Source organism: Pontibacter sp. MBLB2868 (assembly GCF_051904785.1).
Taxonomy (GTDB): Bacteria; Bacteroidota; Bacteroidia; order Cytophagales; family Hymenobacteraceae; genus Pontibacter.
On record NZ_CP196710.1, the window covers coordinates 3,633,948 to 3,655,133 of the forward strand.

10 protein-coding genes, 2 tRNA genes and 3 rRNA genes are annotated in these 21,186 nt (G+C 47.8%); 6 read left to right on the plus strand and 9 right to left on the minus strand.

The features are described 5' to 3' along the window. Positions 1-92: 92 nt before the first annotated feature. Together ACSX1A_RS15525 and ACSX1A_RS15530 are read right to left on the minus strand one after the other, a co-directional pair. Positions 93-2,849, minus strand: a complete 2,757-nt coding sequence (locus ACSX1A_RS15525) for a 2-oxoglutarate dehydrogenase E1 component (protein WP_439880557.1) — start codon at positions 2,847-2,849, stop codon at positions 93-95. 133 nt (positions 2,850-2,982) lie between these two features. Beyond that, entirely contained in the window at positions 2,983-4,527 is a 1,545-nt protein-coding gene (locus ACSX1A_RS15530; protein ID WP_439880558.1) for an MFS transporter, read from the minus strand. 325 nt (positions 4,528-4,852) lie between these two features. Here ACSX1A_RS15530 and ACSX1A_RS15535 point away from each other — a divergent pair, with 325 nt between their 5' ends. The 5 genes from ACSX1A_RS15535 (at position 4,853) to aspA (ending at position 10,480) form a co-directional block, all read left to right on the plus strand. Then, positions 4,853-5,158 carry a hypothetical protein gene (locus ACSX1A_RS15535; protein WP_439880559.1) on the plus strand — a complete coding sequence of 102 codons (306 nt, stop codon included), beginning with the start codon at positions 4,853-4,855 and terminating at the stop codon, positions 5,156-5,158. 387 nt (positions 5,159-5,545) lie between these two features. Further along, positions 5,546-7,303 carry a M28 family metallopeptidase gene (locus ACSX1A_RS15540; RefSeq protein WP_439880560.1) on the plus strand — a complete coding sequence of 586 codons (1,758 nt, stop codon included), beginning with the start codon at positions 5,546-5,548 and terminating at the stop codon, positions 7,301-7,303. 164 nt (positions 7,304-7,467) lie between these two features. After that, the gene (locus ACSX1A_RS15545; protein ID WP_439880561.1) at positions 7,468-7,695 is read left to right on the plus strand and encodes a hypothetical protein; all 228 of its coding nucleotides are present in this window, start codon (positions 7,468-7,470) and stop codon (positions 7,693-7,695) included. 148 nt (positions 7,696-7,843) lie between these two features. Beyond that, positions 7,844-9,025 carry a ribonuclease D gene (locus tag ACSX1A_RS15550; RefSeq protein ID WP_439880562.1) on the plus strand — a complete coding sequence of 394 codons (1,182 nt, stop codon included), beginning with the start codon at positions 7,844-7,846 and terminating at the stop codon, positions 9,023-9,025. Between the two features lie 45 nt (positions 9,026-9,070). Beyond that, the gene (gene aspA / locus ACSX1A_RS15555) at positions 9,071-10,480 is read left to right on the plus strand and encodes an aspartate ammonia-lyase (RefSeq protein WP_439880563.1); all 1,410 of its coding nucleotides are present in this window, start codon (positions 9,071-9,073) and stop codon (positions 10,478-10,480) included. Between the two features lie 119 nt (positions 10,481-10,599). Here aspA and ACSX1A_RS15560 read toward each other — a convergent pair whose 3' ends face one another. The 7 genes from ACSX1A_RS15560 to ACSX1A_RS15590 all read right to left on the minus strand — a co-directional run bounded on the left by ACSX1A_RS15560 (position 10,600) and on the right by ACSX1A_RS15590 (position 17,928). Next, on the minus strand, positions 10,600-10,758 hold the full coding sequence (locus tag ACSX1A_RS15560; RefSeq protein WP_439880564.1) for a hypothetical protein: 159 nt from the start codon (positions 10,756-10,758) through the stop codon (positions 10,600-10,602). Then, positions 10,746-10,857, minus strand: a 5S ribosomal RNA gene (gene rrf / locus ACSX1A_RS15565). The genes ACSX1A_RS15560 and rrf overlap by 13 nt, the downstream gene beginning before the upstream one ends. A 113-nt stretch (positions 10,858-10,970) precedes the next feature. Further along, a 23S ribosomal RNA gene (locus ACSX1A_RS15570) occupies positions 10,971-13,861 on the minus strand. 221 nt (positions 13,862-14,082) lie between these two features. Further along, positions 14,083-14,156, minus strand: a tRNA-Ala gene (locus tag ACSX1A_RS15575). A 12-nt stretch (positions 14,157-14,168) separates the two neighbouring features. Then, positions 14,169-14,242 (minus strand) — tRNA-Ile (locus tag ACSX1A_RS15580). Between the two features lie 129 nt (positions 14,243-14,371). Further along, positions 14,372-15,895 (minus strand): 16S ribosomal RNA (locus ACSX1A_RS15585). The 16S, 23S and 5S rRNA genes sit together here with 2 tRNA genes alongside, the layout of an rRNA operon. Positions 15,896-16,683: 788 nt before the next feature. Further along, the gene (locus ACSX1A_RS15590) at positions 16,684-17,928 is read right to left on the minus strand and encodes an NAD(P)-dependent oxidoreductase (protein ID WP_439880565.1); all 1,245 of its coding nucleotides are present in this window, start codon (positions 17,926-17,928) and stop codon (positions 16,684-16,686) included. A gap of 239 nt (positions 17,929-18,167) precedes the next feature. On the opposite strand from ACSX1A_RS15590, the gene gcvP reads away from it, so the two are divergent. After that, a complete protein-coding gene (gene gcvP / locus ACSX1A_RS15595) occupies positions 18,168-21,086 on the plus strand; it encodes an aminomethyl-transferring glycine dehydrogenase (protein WP_439880566.1) in 2,919 nt (972 codons plus the stop codon). Positions 21,087-21,186: the final 100 nt, after the last annotated feature.

Here is a 21,186-nt window from a genome sequence, read left to right on the forward strand (position 1 = left end):
AGGAATTACGAATTTTAAACTACGGATGAAGTATGGCAGATGGCTACAAACACCATTGTTTAATGGCTTGTAAGCCACGTCCATACTTATTACTAAACAGTGAATGCGCGTTCTACGATGTCCTGCTGCTCTTTTACGTGAACTTTCATGTAACCTGTAGCAGGTGATGCGCTTGCTTTACGTGCGATAACATCCTCTACCTGGCTACGCATGATGCGCAGGATATAGGTCCAGGCACCCATGTTCTCCGGCTCTTCCTGTACCCAATAGATTTTTGCATTTTTATACTTCTTCAGTTCAGCCTCCAGCTGTACTTTCGGGAAAGGCGCCAGCTGCTCCATGCGTATGATCGCTACATCTTTGCGCTTGTTGTTCTGCTGCTCTTCCAGCAGGTCGAAGTATACTTTACCAGAGCAAAGCAGCACTTTCTTCACCGATTTAGCTGAAGCATACTTATCGCCAATTACTTCTCTGAAGCTACCTGATGTGAAATCCTCTACCGGAGAAACTACCATCGGGTGACGCAGTAAGGATTTAGGCGACATGTTTACAGCCGGTTTGCGGAATGGCAATGCCAGCTGGCGGCGCATGAAGTGGAACAGGTTAGCCGGTGTGGTTATGTTTGTCACAAACATATTGTTCTCTGCGGCAAGCTGCAGGAATCGCTCCGGACGTGCGTTGGAATGCTCCGGCCCCTGGCCTTCGTAGCCGTGAGGCAACAACATTACCAGGCCGTTCATACGCTGCCACTTAGATTCTGTGGAAGAGATGAACTGGTCGATCATTACCTGTGCACCGTTAGCGAAGTCACCAAACTGTGCTTCCCAGATCACCAGTGCATCCGGGTTAGCCATAGCGTAACCGAATTCAAAGCCTAATACACCATACTCTGACAGCAGCGAGTTGTAGATCTCAAATGATCCCTGCTTCTCGGCCATGTGGTTCAGGTTATTATAAGGGGCGCTGGTTACCGCATCATGCAATACGGCGTGGCGGTGCGAGAATGTACCTCGCTGCACATCCTGGCCAGAGAAACGCACGATACGACCATCTAAAAGTATAGAACCGTAGGCAAGTAACTCACCGGCAGCCCAGTTGAGCTGTTTGGTCTCAAAGAACATTTCTTTACGCTCTTTGATGAGTTTTTCAATTTGTTTTAAAGGCTTAAAGCCCTGCGGCAAGGTGGTCAGCGCTTTTCCTACCTGCTCTACAGCTTCAGCAGAAATGCCTGTCTCCGGCGACTGGTTAAAGTCTTCCGGCTTAGAACGGCGCAGTTCCTGCCATGCCAGCTCCATTTGCTGGTAGTTGTATGGCAGTGGCTTCTGCTTTACCAGGTCCAGGCGGTCCTGCAGCATTTTACGGAACTCCTTGTCCATGCTCTTGGCCAGGTCCGCATCTACATCCCCACGTGTGATCAGTTCTTTATTATATACCTCCCGCGGGTTAGCGTGCTTTGAGATCAGGTTGTAAAGCTGTGGCTGCGTGAACTTAGGCTCATCCGACTCGTTGTGGCCATGGCGGCGGTAGCACACCATATCGATAAAGATGTCGTTGTTCACCTTCTGGCGGTACTCCATAGCAAAACGCATAGCGAATACCACGGCCTCCGGATCGTCACCATTTACGTGCAGTACAGGCGCATCCAGTATTTTGGCAACGTCAGTACAGTAAATAGATGAGCGGGCATCTTCGAAGTCGGTTGTGAAACCTACCTGGTTGTTGATCACAAAGTGGATGGTACCACCTGTGTTGTAGCCATCCAGGTTAGCCATCTGCGTTACCTCGTACACAATACCCTGTCCGGCCACGGCAGCATCACCGTGGATAAGTATCGGAAGGATCTTGTCAGCGTCCTTGTTATATAATGTGTCGATCTTAGCACGCACAAAGCCTTCCACTACCGGGTTCACCGCCTCCAGGTGCGATGGGTTCGGGGCAAGCTTCAGGTTCACTTTGTTACCAGACGGTGTAACTACCTCAGAAGAGTAGCCCATGTGGTATTTCACGTCACCGTCACCCATGGTAAGGTCCGGAACGGCAGTGCCCTCAAACTCAGAGAAGATCTGCTCATAGGTCTTGCCCATGATGTTAGCCAGCACATTTAGTCGGCCACGGTGTGCCATACCGATCACTACTTCTTCCACGCCCAATTCAGAGCCTCTGTCGATGATAGCATCCAGGGCAGGAATAGTTGTTTCGCCACCTTCTAGTGAAAAGCGCTTCTGGCCCAAAAACTTCGTGTGCAGGAAGTTCTCGAAAACCACTGCCTCGTTAAGCTTGGAAAGAATGCGTTTCTTGAAATCCAAGGAAGGATTAAAGTTCAGGGATTCGTGCTCAACCTTCTGCTTAAACCACTCGAGTACCTCCGGATCGCGGATATACATGTACTCAAACCCAATAGAACCTTCGTAGATTTTCTTGAGAGCTGCTTCGATGTCGCGTAGTGTGGCAGGTCCGATGCCGATGATCTCCCCAACCTGGAAAACAGTATCCAGATCAGCCTCTGTCAGGCCGAAATCTGCAAGGTCCAGGCGAGCTTTGCGGTCTTTACGCTGACGCACAGGGTTTGTAGTAGAGCGCAGGTGGCCACGTGTACGGTAAGCATGAATCAGGTTACGTACTGCTACCTCTTTCTCAGACTCCAGCGCACTTGCTACTGATTTTGCAGGAGTTGCGGCAATGCCTTCAGCAGTTTCGTGTCCGTTTTCGCCATAAGCTGTTGCGAACTCAAAACCTTCAAAAAATTTGCGCCATCCGGCATCTACTGACTCCGGGTCTTGTTGATAAGCTTTATATAGCCCATCGATGTAATCGCCGTGCGCATTGGCGATGTAAGTATATTTATCCATAGGAATTACAACTGTGTATAAAGGCAAAGTTAACAGTATTATTCAAAAATCAAATTACTTTAATTCGCATAAGCAAATACACCTTACTCACAACAACATACATCCTCACATATTTAGCTGTGCGCGCACTAAACTACTTACCTCCTGATTTAGAGGGAATAAAGAGGAGCACAATAACAGCCCCGGCAAAAGCCAGACTTCCGCATATATTCATAACAAGTGAGAATGAATTTAGAAAAGCGGTATCAAGAATCTCCGCAACGGTAGCTTTAAGTTGTGGAGTAACTACTTCAGGAACGGAGGCTGCTCCGAGCTTTCCGGCTTCAGCAAGTGTGGCTGTATATTCTGCTGCAGAAAGGTCTAAACGCTGCAGCTGGGTAGCGAGGTTATCAGTAAAGGATGCCACTGCCAGAGAACCGACCACGGCTATACTTAATACACCTGCTATCCTGCTCACTGCATTGTTAACGCCTGATGCCGTGCCAGCAAAACGGTCAGAAACAGCGCTCATTACTGTTGTAGTAAGGGGTGCAACAGTGACAGACATTCCAAAGCCAAACACAAGTATACCCGGCAGGTAGGTGGTCCAGTAGTTTGAGAATCCTACAGCCAGATGCACCCTTGCCAACATCAGAAAACCAATGCCAACCACCAGAGGGCCGACAACTAAAAAATATTTTGCGTTATACTTTGCAGCCAGATCACCCATTTTCCTGGAAAAAAGTATCAGCATTAAGCCAAAAGGTAACGTAGCTATGCCTGCCTGTAACTGGGTGTACTGCTGCACCTGCACCAGGTTTAGTACTAACAGGAAAAGGCCCACATTTAAGGCACCATACAGTAGAAGCGTCAGCATGTTAGCTCCGGAAAAAGTTCTGTTCCTGAACAGTTCCAGCTTTACCATAGGGTGCTCTTTACGGGACTCGATCCATATAAAAAGCATAACTGCCGCAATACCCACTAAAAGTGCTCCAGCAACAAACGCACTGTACCACCCTCTTTCCGGCGCTGCAATAAAGGCATAGGTTATCCCAGCTAACCCAACTACCACCAACACTGCACCGGTCCAATCAATCTCCTTCCCACTCTCCTCATCACGGCTCTCGGGCACTTTATAGTATAAAGCCAGCAAGGCAAGAATACCTAGCGGCAGGTTTAGGAAGAATACGGCTCGCCACCAACCAAGATCAGCCAGAAAGCCTCCCAAAGCTGGCCCTATCACTGTAACCATTGTCGTGACAGCAGACCAGGTGCCAATGGCCCTTCCGCGTGCAGCTCTCTGGAAATGAGAAGATATGATAGCCAGGCTGCCCGGCACCATCAGTGCGCCACCTAAGCCCTGTACACTACGTGCAGCTATCAAACAGGACGCCTTCGGAGCTAAGCCGCAACACAGCGAAGCGAACATGAACAGGCCAATACCCCACATAAATACTTTCTTTCGCCCAAGCCTATCACCTAGCGTACCACCTAACAAAATAAAGGAAGCCAGAAAAAGGAGGTATGCATTTATTATCCAAAGCAGGTCTGTGGCAGCCACTCCTAAATCGTGTTGTAAAGATGGGAGCACCACGTTCAGGGCTGAACCATCGATAAAAACCATGGCAGAAGCAGTGGTAGCCGACACCAACACCCAATTCCCCGTTATTTTATCATGTTCTGTGATCGCTGCTTTCATGTAAAGGTTTACAAGAATACTTTCTGTAAAGGTTATAAAGTTTTGCTATGTCGGTCACTTTTCTGAGATCAGCAAAATATACCGATGTTACTTTTTGCAATTTTTAGAAGTCTCCTTACCCCTAAAACCGCCTTTAAAAAGATATTAATGTAAAAGAAGCTCTGATATTATCTCTTTTTGGATGTTACTTCCACACCCTTTGTTTCCTGTTTATTTACCTGGTACTTTTTTATTTTAGAACCACAGAATTAGCTCGTACAAAAGCATCTTGTTGTAGTTCAGGCCTTACCTGACGCGATTACTTCACATATTTATACTAAGCCTTATGTATAGCTATTTGTTAGAAGAATTTTCAAAGGCTATAGGTGCCCGGTTGGTTGTGAAATTTGAGTGCAATGGCTATTATCACGTGGCTGAACCTCACCTGTTGGGCCGGCATCATCTAAAACAGGACTGTATCTTAGGTTGGGTTATCAGTTCATCATCTCCCGAATTTACCGAAGAAGGGTGGCATGTATTCCCGCTCAACAAAATAGAGAATTTGACCTCGCTTGAAGAAAGATTTTGCAATACCAGGCCAGGCTATGACCCCTATGACAGTACAATGACACGCATTTACTATCGCTTTTAAGCAAAACAGACAAAGTACATGTAATCCTGAACACTGAAAATGAGCAGCCTTGCCTAACAGATCAGACAGTACTTCCCAACATACCAAACTGCCGCTCACTGGCCGATAGCACCTTAGCCGCCTTAATTGCGTCAATTGAACTGGTAATCCTAAGTATAAGCAGTTACATGATGCAGCAGGTTGGTAAGGAGCTGAGTTCAGGCGCTTCCAGTTGTCTCAAAACATAATAGACTGCAATTCAGTAATAAAGGAGCTGTACCAGAGATTACCTGGCAGTTGGAAAAAAGCAGCTTGCCTTCAGCTATTTATACAGAAGGAGAGGACAAGGCGTAGCAAAGATGTAGTGGGAAATACTTATCTTCAATAGACCAATAACTATTTAATACTATGAGAAAGCACTTTACGCTACTGGCCCTCATTGGCCTGGTGGCATTTGGCTGTAATGAAAGCTCACGTGAGGTAGCCGACGAGACTAACGACGAGGCCGTGAGCAGCCACACTACTGACAGTACAAACCTACAACCGGCTTTGCAGAGCATTACTGCTGCCGACCTTTTAAATCGTATCAATGTACTGGCGTCGGACGCTTTTGAAGGCAGGAGTCCTGCTACTGTGGGAGAAGACTCTACTGTTAATTATTTAACCCGCCAGTTTAAGAAAATGGGTCTGCAACCCGGAAACCCAAATGGCACTTATGTACAGGAAGTTCCAATGTTTGGCTATACTCCTCAGCCAACAGCAACTGTAAAAGCAGGTGGCAAAACGATCAATTTTAATTTCCCTTCGGATTACGTTGCCGTGACACGCCGCTATGTACCGAACGTAGACATTAATAACTCAGAACTGGTTTTTGTTGGATATGGCATTGTAGCTCCGGAATATGGATGGGATGACTACAAAGGAGTAGATGTGAAAGGAAAAACTATAGTCATGCTTGTTAATGACCCTCCTATTCCTAGTCCTGGTAACCCTGACCAATTAGATAGCACCATGTTTGGTGGCAAAGCCATGACCTACTATGGTCGTTGGACCTATAAATATGAGATAGCTGCCGAGAAAGGTGCTGCCGCAGCCATTATTATTCATGAGACAGAGCCAGCAGGTTATCCTTATGAAGTACTTTCGGGCAGCCACAGCCGCGAAGGTTTTGAAATTATAACTCCTAATAAAAACATGGACCGTGCAAAGGTCGAAGCCTGGATTACAGAACCCAAGGCGCGCGAAATATTTTCTGCAGTTGGTCGTAATTTTGACCAATTGAAGCAGACAGCCGCCAAAAAGGATTTTAAACCTATTCCACTCAACGCCACAGCTTCTTTTACTATTAAGAATAAACTGCGTGAGGTTCGCTCTAAAAACGTGATCGCTAAACTGGAGGGGTCGGACCCTAAGTTAAAAGATGAGTATGTTATTTATACAGCACATTGGGACCATCTTGGGAAAGACCCTAATTTGAAGGGAGACCAGGTATATAATGGTGCTATTGACAATGCGAGTGGTACAGCCGGCTTGTTAGAAATTGCCGAAGCGTTTAGCAAATTAAAAGAGAAACCGAAGCGCTCTATCCTGTTCCTGGCTGTTACAGGGGAAGAAAAGGGCTTATTAGGCTCTAAATATTATGCTACTAACCCACTATACCCACTTAATAAGACTGTTGCTGATATCAACATGGATGGGCTTAACGCCTATGGGCCTACTGAGGATGTAATAGTAGTTGGGTATGGCAACTCTACCCTGGAGGATGTATTGGCAGATGAAGCGAGTACACAGGACCGCCGTATTGTGCCGGAAGCATCACCTGAGAAAGGTTCTTTTTACCGTTCTGACCATTTTGAATTTGCTAAACAGGGAGTACCTGCATTGTATGCTAAATCTGGTGTGATAGCCCGTAACCAGCCTGCTGATTATGTGCAGAAATGGCAGGATAAGTATACTGCTGAAGATTACCATAAGCTTACAGATGAAGTTAAAAGCGACTGGAACTTAGATGGGGCAGTCGAGGACCTGAAGCTTTTCCTTCGTGTAGGCAATAAAGTAGCAAATACAGCAAAACTACCGGAATGGAAGCCCGGGACAGAATTTAAAGCCAAGCGTGAAGCTATGTTAGCTGAGCCTGCAGACAGTGTAAAGGCTCAATATCAGTAAGAATTTGTCGGCATACGAGTAGATTGATATCTCTACTTATGAATTCTGTACACTCACCTGCTTTTTTGATCCATTCACCTGTTATCCACAAACCTATACTTGCATGGTGGGTTACTTTTAGTGTTTAAAAGTATTATTATCTGTAAATCAACTAGATAATTACTATGAAACATAATTGGAAATTAGCATTTATTGCCTGCGCGCTACTTGCGTTTACAGCTTGCAAAAATGAAGATAAACCGATCACTGAATCAGAAAATATCGAAGATACAGAGGAATTAAATACAGAGCTCGGTACCGGTATGGATGAAGATACTGTAACTGTACAGGATAGCACTATAAATAACGGTGTGATGGATGAAATAGAAGAGGAACAACCTCCTGTTCAATAATATACTTTTTTAGAATCATAAAACAAGAGTCCCTGCTCACAAGGCAGGGACTCTTGTTTTATAGCATAGTGGCTTTATAACAATGAATTTGATCAAAAGAATGAAAACAGAAGGTATGGATATGCTGTAAACATTTTTAACTTTAGGAATGGAAAATACACCTCTAATGCACGATGGAACTACCATCAGGCTAGTTGAGACAGACGAGCAACTGAAACAGGCAGTGGAAGAGCTAAAGAACAGTACAGAGCTTGCACTGGACCTGGAGTTTGATCAGCATCGTTTTACTTATGGCTTTAATCTTTGCCTTATCCAGATTGCGGACAGGAACAGCAACTGCTATATCATAGATCCACTTTCAATTACGGATTTACAGCCAGTTTTTGACCTTATTGAAGATGAGCGTATCACTAAGATCATACATCATTCTAACAACGATATCCTTCTGTTAAATAAGCTGGGTTGCAATATCAAGTCTGTTATGGATACTGACGTTGCGGCCAAAGTGATCAACTATGAACGATCTTCTTTAGCAACTGTCTTGAAAGAGGAGTTTAACAAAGAGATTGATAAATCACAGCAGTCAAGTAACTGGAACAAAAGGCCATTAACTGAAGCTCAGCTTACTTATGCCGCTATTGATGTGATCTACCTGCATCGGGTTAAAGATAAACTAGTAGAGGAGGTAGAAAAGTTAGGCCGCATGCGTTGGCTGGAAGAAGAGAACCAACTTTTGCAAACCCTACAGTATACAGAACCTGAAAACCCACATCTTAAACTTAAGAACGCATTCCGTTTGAACTACTTTCAGCAGTATGTGCTAAAAGGTCTGTATGCTTTCCGGGATGAAATGGGAAGAGAATTTAATAAACCTGCTCCCTATGTTATTCCGAATGAAGCTTTGGTTGACCTGGCACAGAACTATTCAACTGATCTGCATGAGTGGCTAAACCATACGAAGGGAATACATGGCGGACTGAAGAAGCCTAAGAACGAAAAGCTGTTGAAAGATGCTTTGATACAGGCTATAGCCAGTGCCCAGGCTAATAACATCAGCCACGACTACACTGAAAACCGCTGGCAGCGGCCGGAACGGACCCCAGAAACAGAGCAGCGTAAAGAGGAGCTAACTCAGGTTCAGAAGCAAATTGTAAAAAAATACGGGGAATATGCTTCCCGTCTTATTATTACCCAAAGCGTAATTAATGAGTATAGCCAGACTGGTAAACTCATTTGCCTTAAACAGTATGCCACTGCCATAGTTTTGGAAACGGCTGCAGAACTCAATATTGCCTTACCAGCACCTACTTTTAAACAAGCTGCCAAATAAAAGGTAAACAAACTGAACGTAATCATATTAGACTTAAGCAATAACATGAGTGAATATAGAAAGGAGCATGATTTTCTTGGAGAACAGGAAATCCCCAATGAACTATACTATGGTATCCAAACAGCCCGGGCTTTAGATAATTTTCATATTACCGGAATCCCTATATCTAAAGAACCGCTTTTTATACAGGCCTTTGGCTATGTTAAAAAAGCAGCTGCCATGGCCAACAGAGATTGCGGTGTACTGGAGCCAAAGATTGCAGATGCCATTTGCCAGGCCTGTGACAAATTAATTGCCGGGGAATATTTAGATCAGTTTGTAACTGATATGATCCAGGGTGGGGCAGGTACTTCCGTTAACATGAATGTTAATGAGGTAATTGCTAACATTGCGCTTGAAATACTGGGTCATAAAAAGGGTGAATATACAATTGTTCATCCTAACAACCACGTCAATTTCTCTCAATCGACTAACGATGCTTATCCAACAGCATTCAGACTGGCTCTTTACAAAAAGATAGATAATTACATCAGTAGTCTTGAGGCATTACAGGAATCCTTTGGCCGCAAAGGTTTAGAGTTTAATGAAGTGCTGAAAATGGGCAGAACTCAACTTCAGGATGCTGTTCCGATGACCTTGGGAGCTGAGTTTCATGGTTTTTCTACAACAATTAAAGAAGACATTCAACGCTTAAATGAGGCTAAAATGTTGATCTGTGAAATTAACATGGGAGCTACAGCCATTGGTACTTCTATTAATGCCCCAGAAGGTTATCCGCAAATTGTAACAGACCACTTACGAAATATTACTGGCATACCCGTTGTACTGGCAGAGGACCTTATCGAAGCGACATGTGATACTGGTGCTTATGTTCAGATTTCGAGTGTTTTAAAGCGAAGCGCTATCAAAATCTCTAAAATTTGTAATGATCTCCGCTTGTTATCTTCAGGTCCAAGGGCTGGCATAAATGAGATCAACCTCCCACGCATGCAACCCGGATCTTCTATTATGCCTGGCAAAGTTAATCCTGTAATTCCGGAAGTAGTGAACCAGACCGCTTATTATGTGATAGGTTCTGATGTAACAATAACAATGGCTGCAGAGGCAGGTCAGTTGCAGCTGAACGTAATGGAGCCGGTTATAGCGTTTAGCTTGTTTAGCTCATTTACTTACATGGAAAATGCCTGCTATACTTTACAACAAAAATGTATAGATGGTATAACTGCCAATGAAGAGCATTGTAAGAATATGGTTATGAACAGTATTGGCATTGTAACCTCTCTCAATCCTATACTTGGTTATGAAGTAGCAGCCTCGATTGCAAAAGAAGCACTAAACACCGGAAAGTCTATACACGATATAACAGTTATTGAACGCAAGCTTATCACGCAATCGAAGTGGGAGGAGGTTTTTTCGTTGGAGAACCTGCTGCACCCGCGCTTTATCAACAGCTAAGCGCAGATCGGTATCAAAACAAAGAGGGCGCCTGCTTATAGCGGGCGCCCTCTTTGTTTTTGTTCCTTAGCCTGTATCCCCAGGCCCTTAGCCTTGCTTTGCCTTGCCTTTCCATAGGATCACCCTTTGGCAGCGGCCTGGCTTGGTGAGTTGCCAGGGTGAATGGCACCAGCCGGCGTCATTACGTTTTGCTGCTGGTGGTTGGTGGGGGTATAAATGCCAAACAGGGCAGCTTCCTGTGCGGATGCTGCCCTGCTGGTGTTGGGGTTGGCGGCCACCTACTCTCCCGGGTGTGACCCCAGTACCATCGGCGCGTCCGGGCTTAACTTCTCTGTTCGGGATGGGAAGAGGTGCTCACCGGAGCCATAGCCACCATTATCGTCGCTGCCGTCGTTGTGGCAGTCTAATGCTTATAGAAGCTTGTTTTGAGCATGATTGGGGAGAGAGCGGAAAAGTGGCGGGCCGCGTTGCGGCTAAAGGCCTGTGGCCTGTGAGAACACGCTCGGGCAATTAGTACCGCTCGGCTTTGCTATCTCTAGCTTTACACCTGCGGCCTATCAACGTCCTCGTCTTGGACGGCCCTTAAGGGAGATCTCATCTTGGGGCGGGTTTCGCACTTAGATGCTTTCAGCGCTTATCCCGTCCGAGCGTAGCTACCCTGCGCTGCGGCTGGCGCCACAACAGGTGCACCAGAGGCTCGTCCAACCCGGTCCTCTCGTACTAAGGTCAGGACCCCTCAAATCTCCGACGCCCACAACAGATAGGGACCGAACTGTCTCACGACGTTCTGAACCCAGCTCGCGTGCCACTTTAATCGGCGAACAGCCGAACCCTTGGGACCTTCTCCAGCCCCAGGACGTGACGAGCCGACATCGAGGTGCCAAACCTCCCCGTCGATATGAGCTCTTGGGGGAGATCAGCCTGTTATCCCCAGAGTACCTTTTATCCTTTGAGCGATGGCCCTTCCATGCGGAACCACCGGATCACTATATCCGTCTTTCGACCCTGCTCGGCTTGTAGGCCTCACAGTCAAGCGCCCTTATGCTATTGCGCTCTGCGCACGGTTACCAAGCGTGCTGAGGGCACCTTTGAAAGCCTCCGTTATTATTTTGGAGGCGACCACCCCAGTCAAACTACCCACCAAGCACTGTCCCCCTCTTGGAGAGGTTAGGCGCCAAGCAACTCAAGGGTTGTATTTCAAGGACGACTCCACGATGCCTGGCGACACCGCTTCACAGTCTCCAACCTATCCTACACATGAGTTACCCAGCGTCAATGCTAAGCTATAGTAAAGGTTCATGGGGTCTTTCCGTCCCGTTGCGGGTACTCGGCATCTTCACCGAGACTACAATTTCACCGAGCTCACGGCTGAGACAGCGCCCAGATCGTTACACCATTCGTGCAGGTCGGAACTTACCCGACAAGGAATTTCGCTACCTTAGGACCGTTATAGTTACGGCCGCCGTTTACCGGGGCTTCGATTCAATGCTTTGTCTTGCGACTAACATCCCCTCTTAACCTTCCGGCACCGGGCAGGTGTCAGGCCTTATACTTCATCTCTCGATTTCGCAAAGCCATGTGTTTTTGTTAAACAGTCGCCTGGGCCTTTTCACTGCGGCTTCTTGTATTGCTACAAGGAAGCGCCCCTTCTCCCGAAGTTACAGGGCCATTTTGCCGAGTTCCTTGGCCGTGATTCACTCGAGCACCTTAGGATTCTCTCCTCGACCACCTGTGTCGGTTTGCGGTACGGGCGGCATGCCATTTAAACGCTTAGCGGGTTTTCTAGGGAGCCTGATTAGGGACGATCTCCGCGCCCGAGGGCTTGGAGTACTTTCAGATTTCAGCTAGCCTGGCGTACTTCACAACCAGGCCAATACCTACGCCCTTAAACGCACTATTCCGTCAGTGCGCCGTCCTTTCACTTCTCCGTCACCGCATCGCTATGACGTGCCGGTACTGGAATATTAACCAGTTGTCCATCGAACTGCGCTTTCGCCTCGCCCTTAGGACCCGACTAACCCTGATCCGATTAGCGTTGATCAGGAAACCTTGGTCTTTCGGTGTGCGGGTTTCTCGCCCGCATTATCGTTACTTATGCCTACATTTGCTTTTCCAAGCGCTCCAACGCCCCTTGCCGGGACGCCTTCATTGCCCTTGGAATGCTCCCCTACCAGTGCACAGTGTGCAATCCGCAGCTTCGGTGCCATGCTTGATGCCCGATTATTATCGATGCCCTGTCGCTCGACCAGTGAGCTGTTACGCACTCTTTAAATGAATGGCTGCTTCCAAGCCAACATCCTGGCTGTCTAGGCAACTGGACCCCCTTTGTTCAACTTAGCGTGGACTTTGGGACCTTAGCTGGCGGTCTGGGTTCTTTCCCTCTCGGCGCGGGACCTTAGCACCCCGCGCCTCACTGCCGTGTATATCAAATGGCATTCGGAGTTCGTCAGGATTCGGTAGGATGTGACTCCCCCTAGTCCTATCGGTAGCTCTACCTCCATATGACTCCACCACGACGCTGCCCCTAAAGGCATTTCGGGGAGTACGAGCTATTTCTCAGTTTGATTGGCCTTTCACCCCTACCCACAGGTCATCCAAATACTTTTCAACGTAAACTGGTTCGGACCTCCATTTGGTTTTACCCAAACTTCATCCTGCCCATGGGTAGATCACAAAGTTTCGCGTCTACCCCCCCTGACTGTGCGCCCTATTCAGACTCGCTTTCGCTCCGGCTCCGCTCCTCAAGAAGCTTAACCTTGCCAGGGAGGAGTAACTCGTAGGCTCATTATGCAAAAGGCACGCCGTCACCCCACTAAAGGGCTCCGACCGCTTGTAAGCGCATGGTTTCAGGATCTATTTCACCCCCTTATTCAGGGTACTTTTCACCTTTCCCTCACGGTACTGGTTCACTATCGGTCTCTCAGGAGTATTTAGCCTTACCGGATGGTGCCGGTGGATTCAGGCGGGATTTCTCCGGTCCCGCCCTACTCAGGGTACCACTACGGCCAAAGAGCTTACGCACACGGGACTATCACCCCCTCTGGTCATCCTTCCCAGGATGTTATGCTTCAATCTTTGGTCCGACGTCGTGGCCCTACAACCCCAGCCGTGCCGTGACACGACTGGTTTGGGCTCTTCCGCGTTCGCTCGCCACTACTTACGGAATCATTGTTATTTTCTCTTCCTCCGGGTACTTAGATGTTTCAGTTCTCCGGGTTCGCTCCCCGTAGGGTAGTATATCTTCAATATACTGGGTTGCCCCATTCGGAAACCTGCGGATCAATTTGTATGTGCCAATCCCCGCAGCTTATCGCAGCTTGTCGCGTCCTTCATCGCCTCTGAGAGCCTAGGCATCCCCCATGCGCCCTTATCTGCGTTCTCGGCCGTTGCTCCTAAAAGCAAACGGCCCGCCTCTTTTCTCGTTTTGCATGAGTTGTCGTTTCCGACAACCTAAACTTTTATTTTCTCTCTCCCATCATGTCAAAGAACTTCTCTCAAATGCCCTTTCTTCCGCTCCTGCTGCCCTATGAGCAGCCTAAACCAAAGCAAAGGCCTTAAGTTGGAAGCAAAAACCTGCTGTTTCTGCCTGTTGTGTGTTGGTGTGGAGAATAACGGAGTCGAACCGTTGACCTCCTGCGTGCAAAGCAGGCGCTCTAGCCAGCTGAGCTAATCCCCCAGGGTAATCAAGTGGGCCTGCGTGGACTCGAACCACGGACCTCTACATTATCAGTGTAGCGCTCTAACCACCTGAGCTACAAGCCCAGAATGAGTGCTGGGCGCCTCACAGCCACCATACAGTGTAGGTTTTGAGGTGTTGCCGAGACAAAAATTACAAAAGAAGAGGATCCGCGCCGGTCTGCTTGTGCCCGGAAAGCCGGGTGTCGACCCTAGAAAGGAGGTGATCCAGCCGCACCTTCCGGTACGGCTACCTTGTTACGACTTAGCCCCAGTTACCAGTTTTACCCTAGACGGCTCCTTTAACGGTCACCGGCTTCAGGTCTCCCTGACTTCCATGGCTTGACGGGCGGTGTGTACAAGGCCCGGGAACGTATTCACCGCGTCGTTGCTGATACGCGATTACTAGCGATTCCGGCTTCACGGAGTCGAGTTGCAGACTCCGATCCGAACTGAGACCGGCTTTTTGAGATTGGCGCCCTGTTGCCAGGTGGCGACCCTCTGTACCGGCCATTGTAGCACGTGTGTAGCCCTAGGCGTAAGGGCCATGATGACTTGACGTCGTCCCCACCTTCCTCACTTCTTGCGAAGGCAGTCTCTCTAGAGTCCCCACCATTACGTGCTGGCAACTAGAGATAGGGGTTGCGCTCGTTGCGGGACTTAACCCAACACCTCACGGCACGAGCTGACGACAGCCATGCAGCACCTTGCTTTGTGTCCCGAAGGAAGGCTCCATCTCTGGAGCTGTCACGCGCATTCTAGCCTAGGTAAGGTTCCTCGCGTATCATCGAATTAAACCACATGCTCCACCGCTTGTGCGGGCCCCCGTCAATTCCTTTGAGTTTCACCCTTGCGGGCGTACTCCCCAGGTGGATGACTTAACGCTTTCGCTTGGACGCTGACAGTATATCGCCAACATCGAGTCATCATCGTTTACGGCGTGGACTACCAGGGTATCTAATCCTGTTCGCTCCCCACGCTTTCGTGCCTCAGCGTCAGTTTCGGCCCAGCGAGCTGCCTACGCAATCGGGGTTCTTGGTGGTATCTATGCATTTCACCGCTACACCACCAGTTCCGCCCGCCTCGACCGAACTCAAGCCCGCCAGTATCAACGGCAGTTCCACGGTTGAGCCGTGGGATTTCACCGCTGACTTAACGGGCCGCCTACGCACCCTTTAAACCCAATAAATCCGGACAACGCTTGCACCCTCCGTATTACCGCGGCTGCTGGCACGGAGTTAGCCGGTGCTTATTCATCTGGTACCGTCAGTTACCCCCGCAGGGGCGTTTTCTTCCCAGATAAAAGCAGTTTACAACCCAGAAGGCCTTCTTCCTGCACGCGGCATGGCTGGGTCAGCCTCTCGGCCATTGCCCAATATTCCCTACTGCTGCCTCCCGTAGGAGTCTGGTCCGTGTCTCAGTACCAGTGTGGGGGACCATCCTCTCAGAACCCCTAGCCATCGTCGCCTTGGTGGGCCGTTACCCCGCCAACAAGCTAATGGCACGCATGCCCATCTTCTATCGCCGAAGCTTTCACCACAACCCGATGCCGGGTCAGTGGTGGTATGCGGTATTAATCCCGGTTTCCCGGGGCTATCCCCCAATAGAAGGCAGGTTGCATACGCGTTACGCACCCGTGCGCCACTGACCAGGGAACCGAAGCTCCCTGATCCGTTCGACTTGCATGTATTAGGCCTGCCGCTAGCGTTCATCCTGAGCCAGGATCAAACTCTCCATTGTAAAAAACTTTACTGCAGTTCCCTGCAAAATGTGTCCGTTCGACCCCGGCTTTCCTTGTCCCTTACAGGACTGGCGCAAATTCCTTGCGCGGATTACCTTATCTTTTTGTATGTTATTTCTGTCTCAACAATCTCTCAAAGAACTTACCGAAGAACTACTTTCTTCGCCGGAGCGCCCCAGGGGGCGCTGATCTTATTTTTACTCCCTTTCGAGCCGTTCGCTCGTTTGCGGGGTGCAAAGTTCGGAAGTTATTTTCAAACTCCCAAATCTTTTTTCACTCTTTTTTTTTCTCTTCTTTCCGTCTCAGAACGTCCTTCCGGAGCGGGCTGCAAAGGTAGCAAAACCTTTTTAATTTGCAGCAAATTTTTTTACTCTTTTTTTTCAGCCTGCTGCTTCCGAATCAACCGCCGGCCCTCTTTCCGAACCGGGATGCAAAGGTAAGTGCTTTTTTGGAAACCGCAAGGGGCAAGGTAAGTTTTTTTCAAGGCCTAAAGTCCTTCAAAATGGCCTTCTCGCCGCCTCCGGGCCGCTTTCGCTGCCCTGTCTTCCCTTCCTTTCTGCCCCGTTCCTGCTGAACCGGAATGCAAAGGTAAGAAGAGTTTTCAGCCCCGCAAGCACTACCCCCTAAAAAAGTATCTATTTTCACCATTCAATGTTGCAACACATTGATTTGCAGCGAGAAAATTTTTAAGCATACCCTGTCTTTTTTCGCACTGCAGTTTTTGCGTGTAACTATAGCGTATATAATAGCCTGTACTTTATCCTAATTCCATTCCTATTTCAGCACTCTACACTGTTTCCTGCTTCTCCTTATTATTAGTAGCGCTATTAGCATAGTCTTCTAAATAACTAAACCGTTCTGTTAGTTTACCATCTCTGGCAATAGTAGCACGCGCTAACATTCCTTCTGCATCTCCATTGAAAAAGTGTGGGAACACATTATCTATAAGCAGCCGTCCAAAATCGCGTGAGGCATTCCGAGGCAGTTCACAAGGCAGGTTATCTACGGCCATTATAGTTATGTTGTCTGCTCTTGAATAGGGAGGCTCTACCACTCCTGTTTCAGGATTGTAATCATAAGCAGGGTTTGTAATAGTTGTAGCGCTTTTAGTGGTGGGTATTGAGCCGTCTACATCACAGGTGATGTCAGCAATGGTATCTATTCTGAAATCCGGTTTTCGCGTTTCCTCCTCTGTAAAAAGCTTAGGTGCCCGTGGATCCCAGTAGGCACAGGCCAGTAGCAGATCGGTAACTTTAGTAAACTTCCGGAAGGTACTCTTATATAGGTGTGGGTTAGCATAGAAATCCGGGGAGTCCCACACCTCCACGTCTGGCCGTGCATTATAGTCGCCGGAGTGTAGCTGCGCATAAACAGGTTCGGTAAACTGTTTGTACAGGTAATCAAAGACGCTCACCTTCCGGATACCCATTTTATCTAATACTTCCATGGCGCCTCCGGCCACACGTCCCCCTCCGGTTACGGCAATCTTAATAGGTGGCAGCTTTACTTTAAAGTACTCCTCCTGCATATCCTCCATTTCATGGCACAGGTAAGCCGGCTTCAAATCAAAGAGCTTATGTTTTTTACCATAGGTGAGTATGCCATTATATGCACCCACAATACCTGCATATCTGCCAAAGGCTACTACCCGCTGTCCATCCGCTGATTTCAAGGTTTCATAATCCAGCAGAGTGATGTTCTTGTCAAGTATAGCACGGAGAAGCTTTGCATTGTGGGGTTGCTTCTTAATTGTATGCGAAAAGAACATGTATGTCTTGTTTGGAATAAGCTGGTCTATCGGCACCTCTTTCACTCCCATCAATACATCACAGTCGTTCAGATCTTCCTGCATCGGGATGTGCAGCTCCCGGTATTCGGCATCGGTAAAGCAGCGGATATCACTTGGCTGCACCACAATCTCCATCTCCGGAAATTCCTGCAGCGCCTCTACACATTTTTTCGGTGTTAAAGGCACCCTTTTATCTACAGGTATCTTACCTTCTTTTATGATGCCGAATTTCAGTTTGCCCATTGGTTCCTTTTCCTTGAATTGTTAGCTCGGTTTTCTTGTTAGCTCATAAACAAAACCAGCTGCTGGTGCTTATACTTCAAGAGGTTAAGCATACTTCGATGCAGTTATGAACTATTTAGCTTTCATGCTTCAATATAATAAACTATTACTACTTTTGTAAAAAGAGTAGGCAACAGACTTAAAACCTGTTTCTAAAGGAGTTAAAAACCCAACAAATTCCAGACTAATATATCATCGTTATGATTTTTAAAACCAAACCTGCGGATGTGTTCAAAGAGCGCCACAACGGCCCTGATAAAGAGCAGATGCAGGACATGCTTGAAACCATCGGGGTTAACTCGCTGGACCAACTGATCGATGAGACTGTTCCAGCCGCCATCCGTCTGAAAAAACCTCTTAACCTTCCAACCGCTTTAACTGAAAAGGACTTCCTGAATAAGTTCTCACAGATAGCCAGGCAGAACAAGGTGTTCAAGTCGTACATTGGCCTGGGCTATAATGATACGATCGTGCCACCGGTTATACTTCGTAACATTATGGAGAACCCGGGCTGGTATACCGCTTACACACCATATCAGGCTGAGATTGCACAGGGCCGACTGGAGGCTCTGATCAATTATCAGACGATGGTGATGGATCTGACTGGCATGGAGATCGCTAATGCATCGTTGCTTGACGAAGGTACTGCCGCTGCAGAGGCAATGGGTATGTTTTATGCGCAGCGCAAAGGCTCACGCAAAAACGCAAACCGTTTCTTTGTCTCAAATCAGGTGTTGCCACAAACAATAGATGTGCTGGCATCACGTGCTACACCTATTGGTATTGAGTTAGTGATTGGTGATCATCGTGAGGCTGACTTAAATGATGATTCCTTTTTTGGTGCCCTTTTACAATACCCTGCTGCCGATGGTAGCGTGTATGACTATACAGACTTTATCAGCAACGCACACACTCAGGACATTTATGTTGCTGTAGCTGCTGATATCCTTTCCCTTACTTTATTAACACCTCCGGGTGAAATGGGTGCAGATGCTGTAGTAGGTACTACACAGCGATTTGGTGTGCCGATGGGCTTTGGTGGTCCGCATGCAGCTTACTTTGCTACAAAAGATGCTTTTAAGCGTGTGATCCCTGGCCGTATCATTGGAGTATCTATAGATGCGGAAGGCAACAAAGCGTACCGTATGGCCCTCCAGACGCGGGAGCAGCATATCCGCCGTGAGAAAGCTACTTCAAACATTTGTACAGCACAGGTATTATTGGCTGTAATGTCTGGTATGTATGCCGTATACCATGGGCCACGCCGCCTGAGGTACATCGGTCTTAATGTGCATGCCCTTACACAGCAGTTGGACAAAGGCTTAAAGGCACTTGGCTTTGAGCAGCAGAATGAGCAGTATTTCGATACGCTCAGCATTACTGTAGAAAGTTCTGATATGCAGCAGGCTATCCGCAAGGAGGCTGAGGCAGCGGGTATCAACTTCTTATACAATGGTGATACAAAAATTCACATTTCAATTAACCAGAATACAGACCTGCAGGATGTAAAAGATATCCTGGCTGTATTTGCAAAAGTGGCTGGCAAATCTGCTGATGTATTAAGTATAGATGAGCTACCGGAAGAAACTGAAGTTAAGTGGGCTGACAGCCTGATCCGTAAGAGCGATTACCTGCAGCAGGAGGTGTTTAACAAGCACCACTCAGAACATGAGATGCTGCGCTACATGAAGCACCTGGAGAACAAGGACATTTCTTTGGTTCACTCGATGATCGCGCTTGGCTCCTGCACCATGAAACTGAATGCAACAGCTGAGATGATCCCGGTTACATGGCCTGAGATTGGGCAGCTGCACCCATTTGCCCCATCTGACCAGACAAAAGGGTATGAGCAGATCTTTGCTGACCTGGAAGCCTGGCTATGTGAGATAACACGTTTCGATGCTGTTTCGCTGCAGCCAAACTCAGGTGCTCAGGGTGAATATGCCGGTCTGATGGTAATCCGTGCCTATCATGAGTCTCGTGGTGATCATCACCGAAACATTGCCCTGATTCCTTCTTCTGCCCACGGCACAAACCCTGCTTCTGCAGTAATGGCCGGTATGAAAGTGGTGATCGTGAAATGCGATGAGAAAGGTAACATTGATGTAGCTGACCTTCGTGCCAAGGCAGAGCAGTATAAGAATGAGCTGTCTTGCTTAATGGTGACGTACCCATCTACACACGGTGTATATGAGGAAAGCATCATCGAGATCTGCCAGATTATACATGACAACGGCGGCCGCGTTTACATGGACGGCGCCAACATGAACGCCCAGGTTGGCCTTACTTCTCCGGCGCACATTGGCGCAGACGTTTGCCACCTGAACTTACACAAGACTTTCTGTATCCCTCACGGTGGTGGTGGTCCTGGTATGGGCCCTATCGGTGTGGTAAAAGATCTGGCTCCGTTCCTGCCGGGCCACGCAGTTAGAAAGATCAACGGTGACAAAGCGATTCATGCAGTTTCTGCAGCGCCTTGGGGTTCAGCTTCTATTCTGCCTATCTCTTATGCTTACATCGCCATGATGGGCGGCGAAGGTTTAACAGAGGCAACAAAGGTGGCCATCCTGAATGCCAACTACATTAAGGCTCGCCTTGAGAAGCATTACCCTGTGCTTTATGTTGGCAAGAATGGACGTTGCGCGCACGAGATGATCCTGGATTGCCGTGAGTTCAAGAAAGTTGGTGTTGAGGTTGAGGATATCGCCAAGCGCCTGATGGACTATGGTTTCCATGCGCCAACGGTATCGTTCCCGGTTGCTGGTACGCTGATGGTAGAGCCAACAGAGTCTGAGCCACAGGAAGAACTGGACAGGTTCTGCGACGTGATGATCTCGATACGTGAGGAAATACGTGAGATTGAAGCGGGCAAAGCCGACCAGAAGAACAACGTACTGAAAAACGCGCCACATACATTAAAAGTAGTGATGGTAGAGAACTGGGAGCGCCCTTATTCTCGTGAAAAAGCGGTTTTCCCGATGGCTTACCTGCGCGACAATAAAGTATGGCCAACCGTTAGCCGCATCGACAGCGCTTACGGTGACCGTAACCTGGTATGCTCTTGCGCCCCGATTGAGTCATACAACGAGAATAACAATGAAATGGTAGCAGTGGGATAAGCTGCAACACCTTATATATAGTGAATGGAAAAGCCTGGCCGTATCGGTCAGGCTTTTTGCTTTATAGACAAGTTTTAAAGTTTTAATTACTAATCAAACA

Excerpts from the sequence above, each read along its gene's own strand:
- ACSX1A_RS15540 (WP_439880560.1), top strand. The coding sequence starts at position 5,546 with ATGAGAAAGCACTTTACGCTACTGGCCCTCATTGGCCTGGTGGCATTT.
- ACSX1A_RS15535 (WP_439880559.1), top strand. The coding sequence starts at position 4,853 with ATGTATAGCTATTTGTTAGAAGAATTTTCAAAGGCTATAGGTGCCCGG.
- ACSX1A_RS15590 (WP_439880565.1), bottom strand. The coding sequence starts at position 17,928 with ATGGGCAAACTGAAATTCGGCATCATAAAAGAAGGTAAGATACCTGTA.
- ACSX1A_RS15550 (WP_439880562.1), top strand. The coding sequence starts at position 7,844 with ATGGAAAATACACCTCTAATGCACGATGGAACTACCATCAGGCTAGTT.
- gcvP (WP_439880566.1), top strand. The coding sequence starts at position 18,168 with ATGATTTTTAAAACCAAACCTGCGGATGTGTTCAAAGAGCGCCACAAC.
- ACSX1A_RS15530 (WP_439880558.1), bottom strand. The coding sequence starts at position 4,527 with ATGAAAGCAGCGATCACAGAACATGATAAAATAACGGGGAATTGGGTG.
- ACSX1A_RS15545 (WP_439880561.1), top strand. The coding sequence starts at position 7,468 with ATGAAACATAATTGGAAATTAGCATTTATTGCCTGCGCGCTACTTGCG.
- aspA (WP_439880563.1), top strand. The coding sequence starts at position 9,071 with ATGAGTGAATATAGAAAGGAGCATGATTTTCTTGGAGAACAGGAAATC.
- ACSX1A_RS15525 (WP_439880557.1), bottom strand. The coding sequence starts at position 2,849 with ATGGATAAATATACTTACATCGCCAATGCGCACGGCGATTACATCGAT.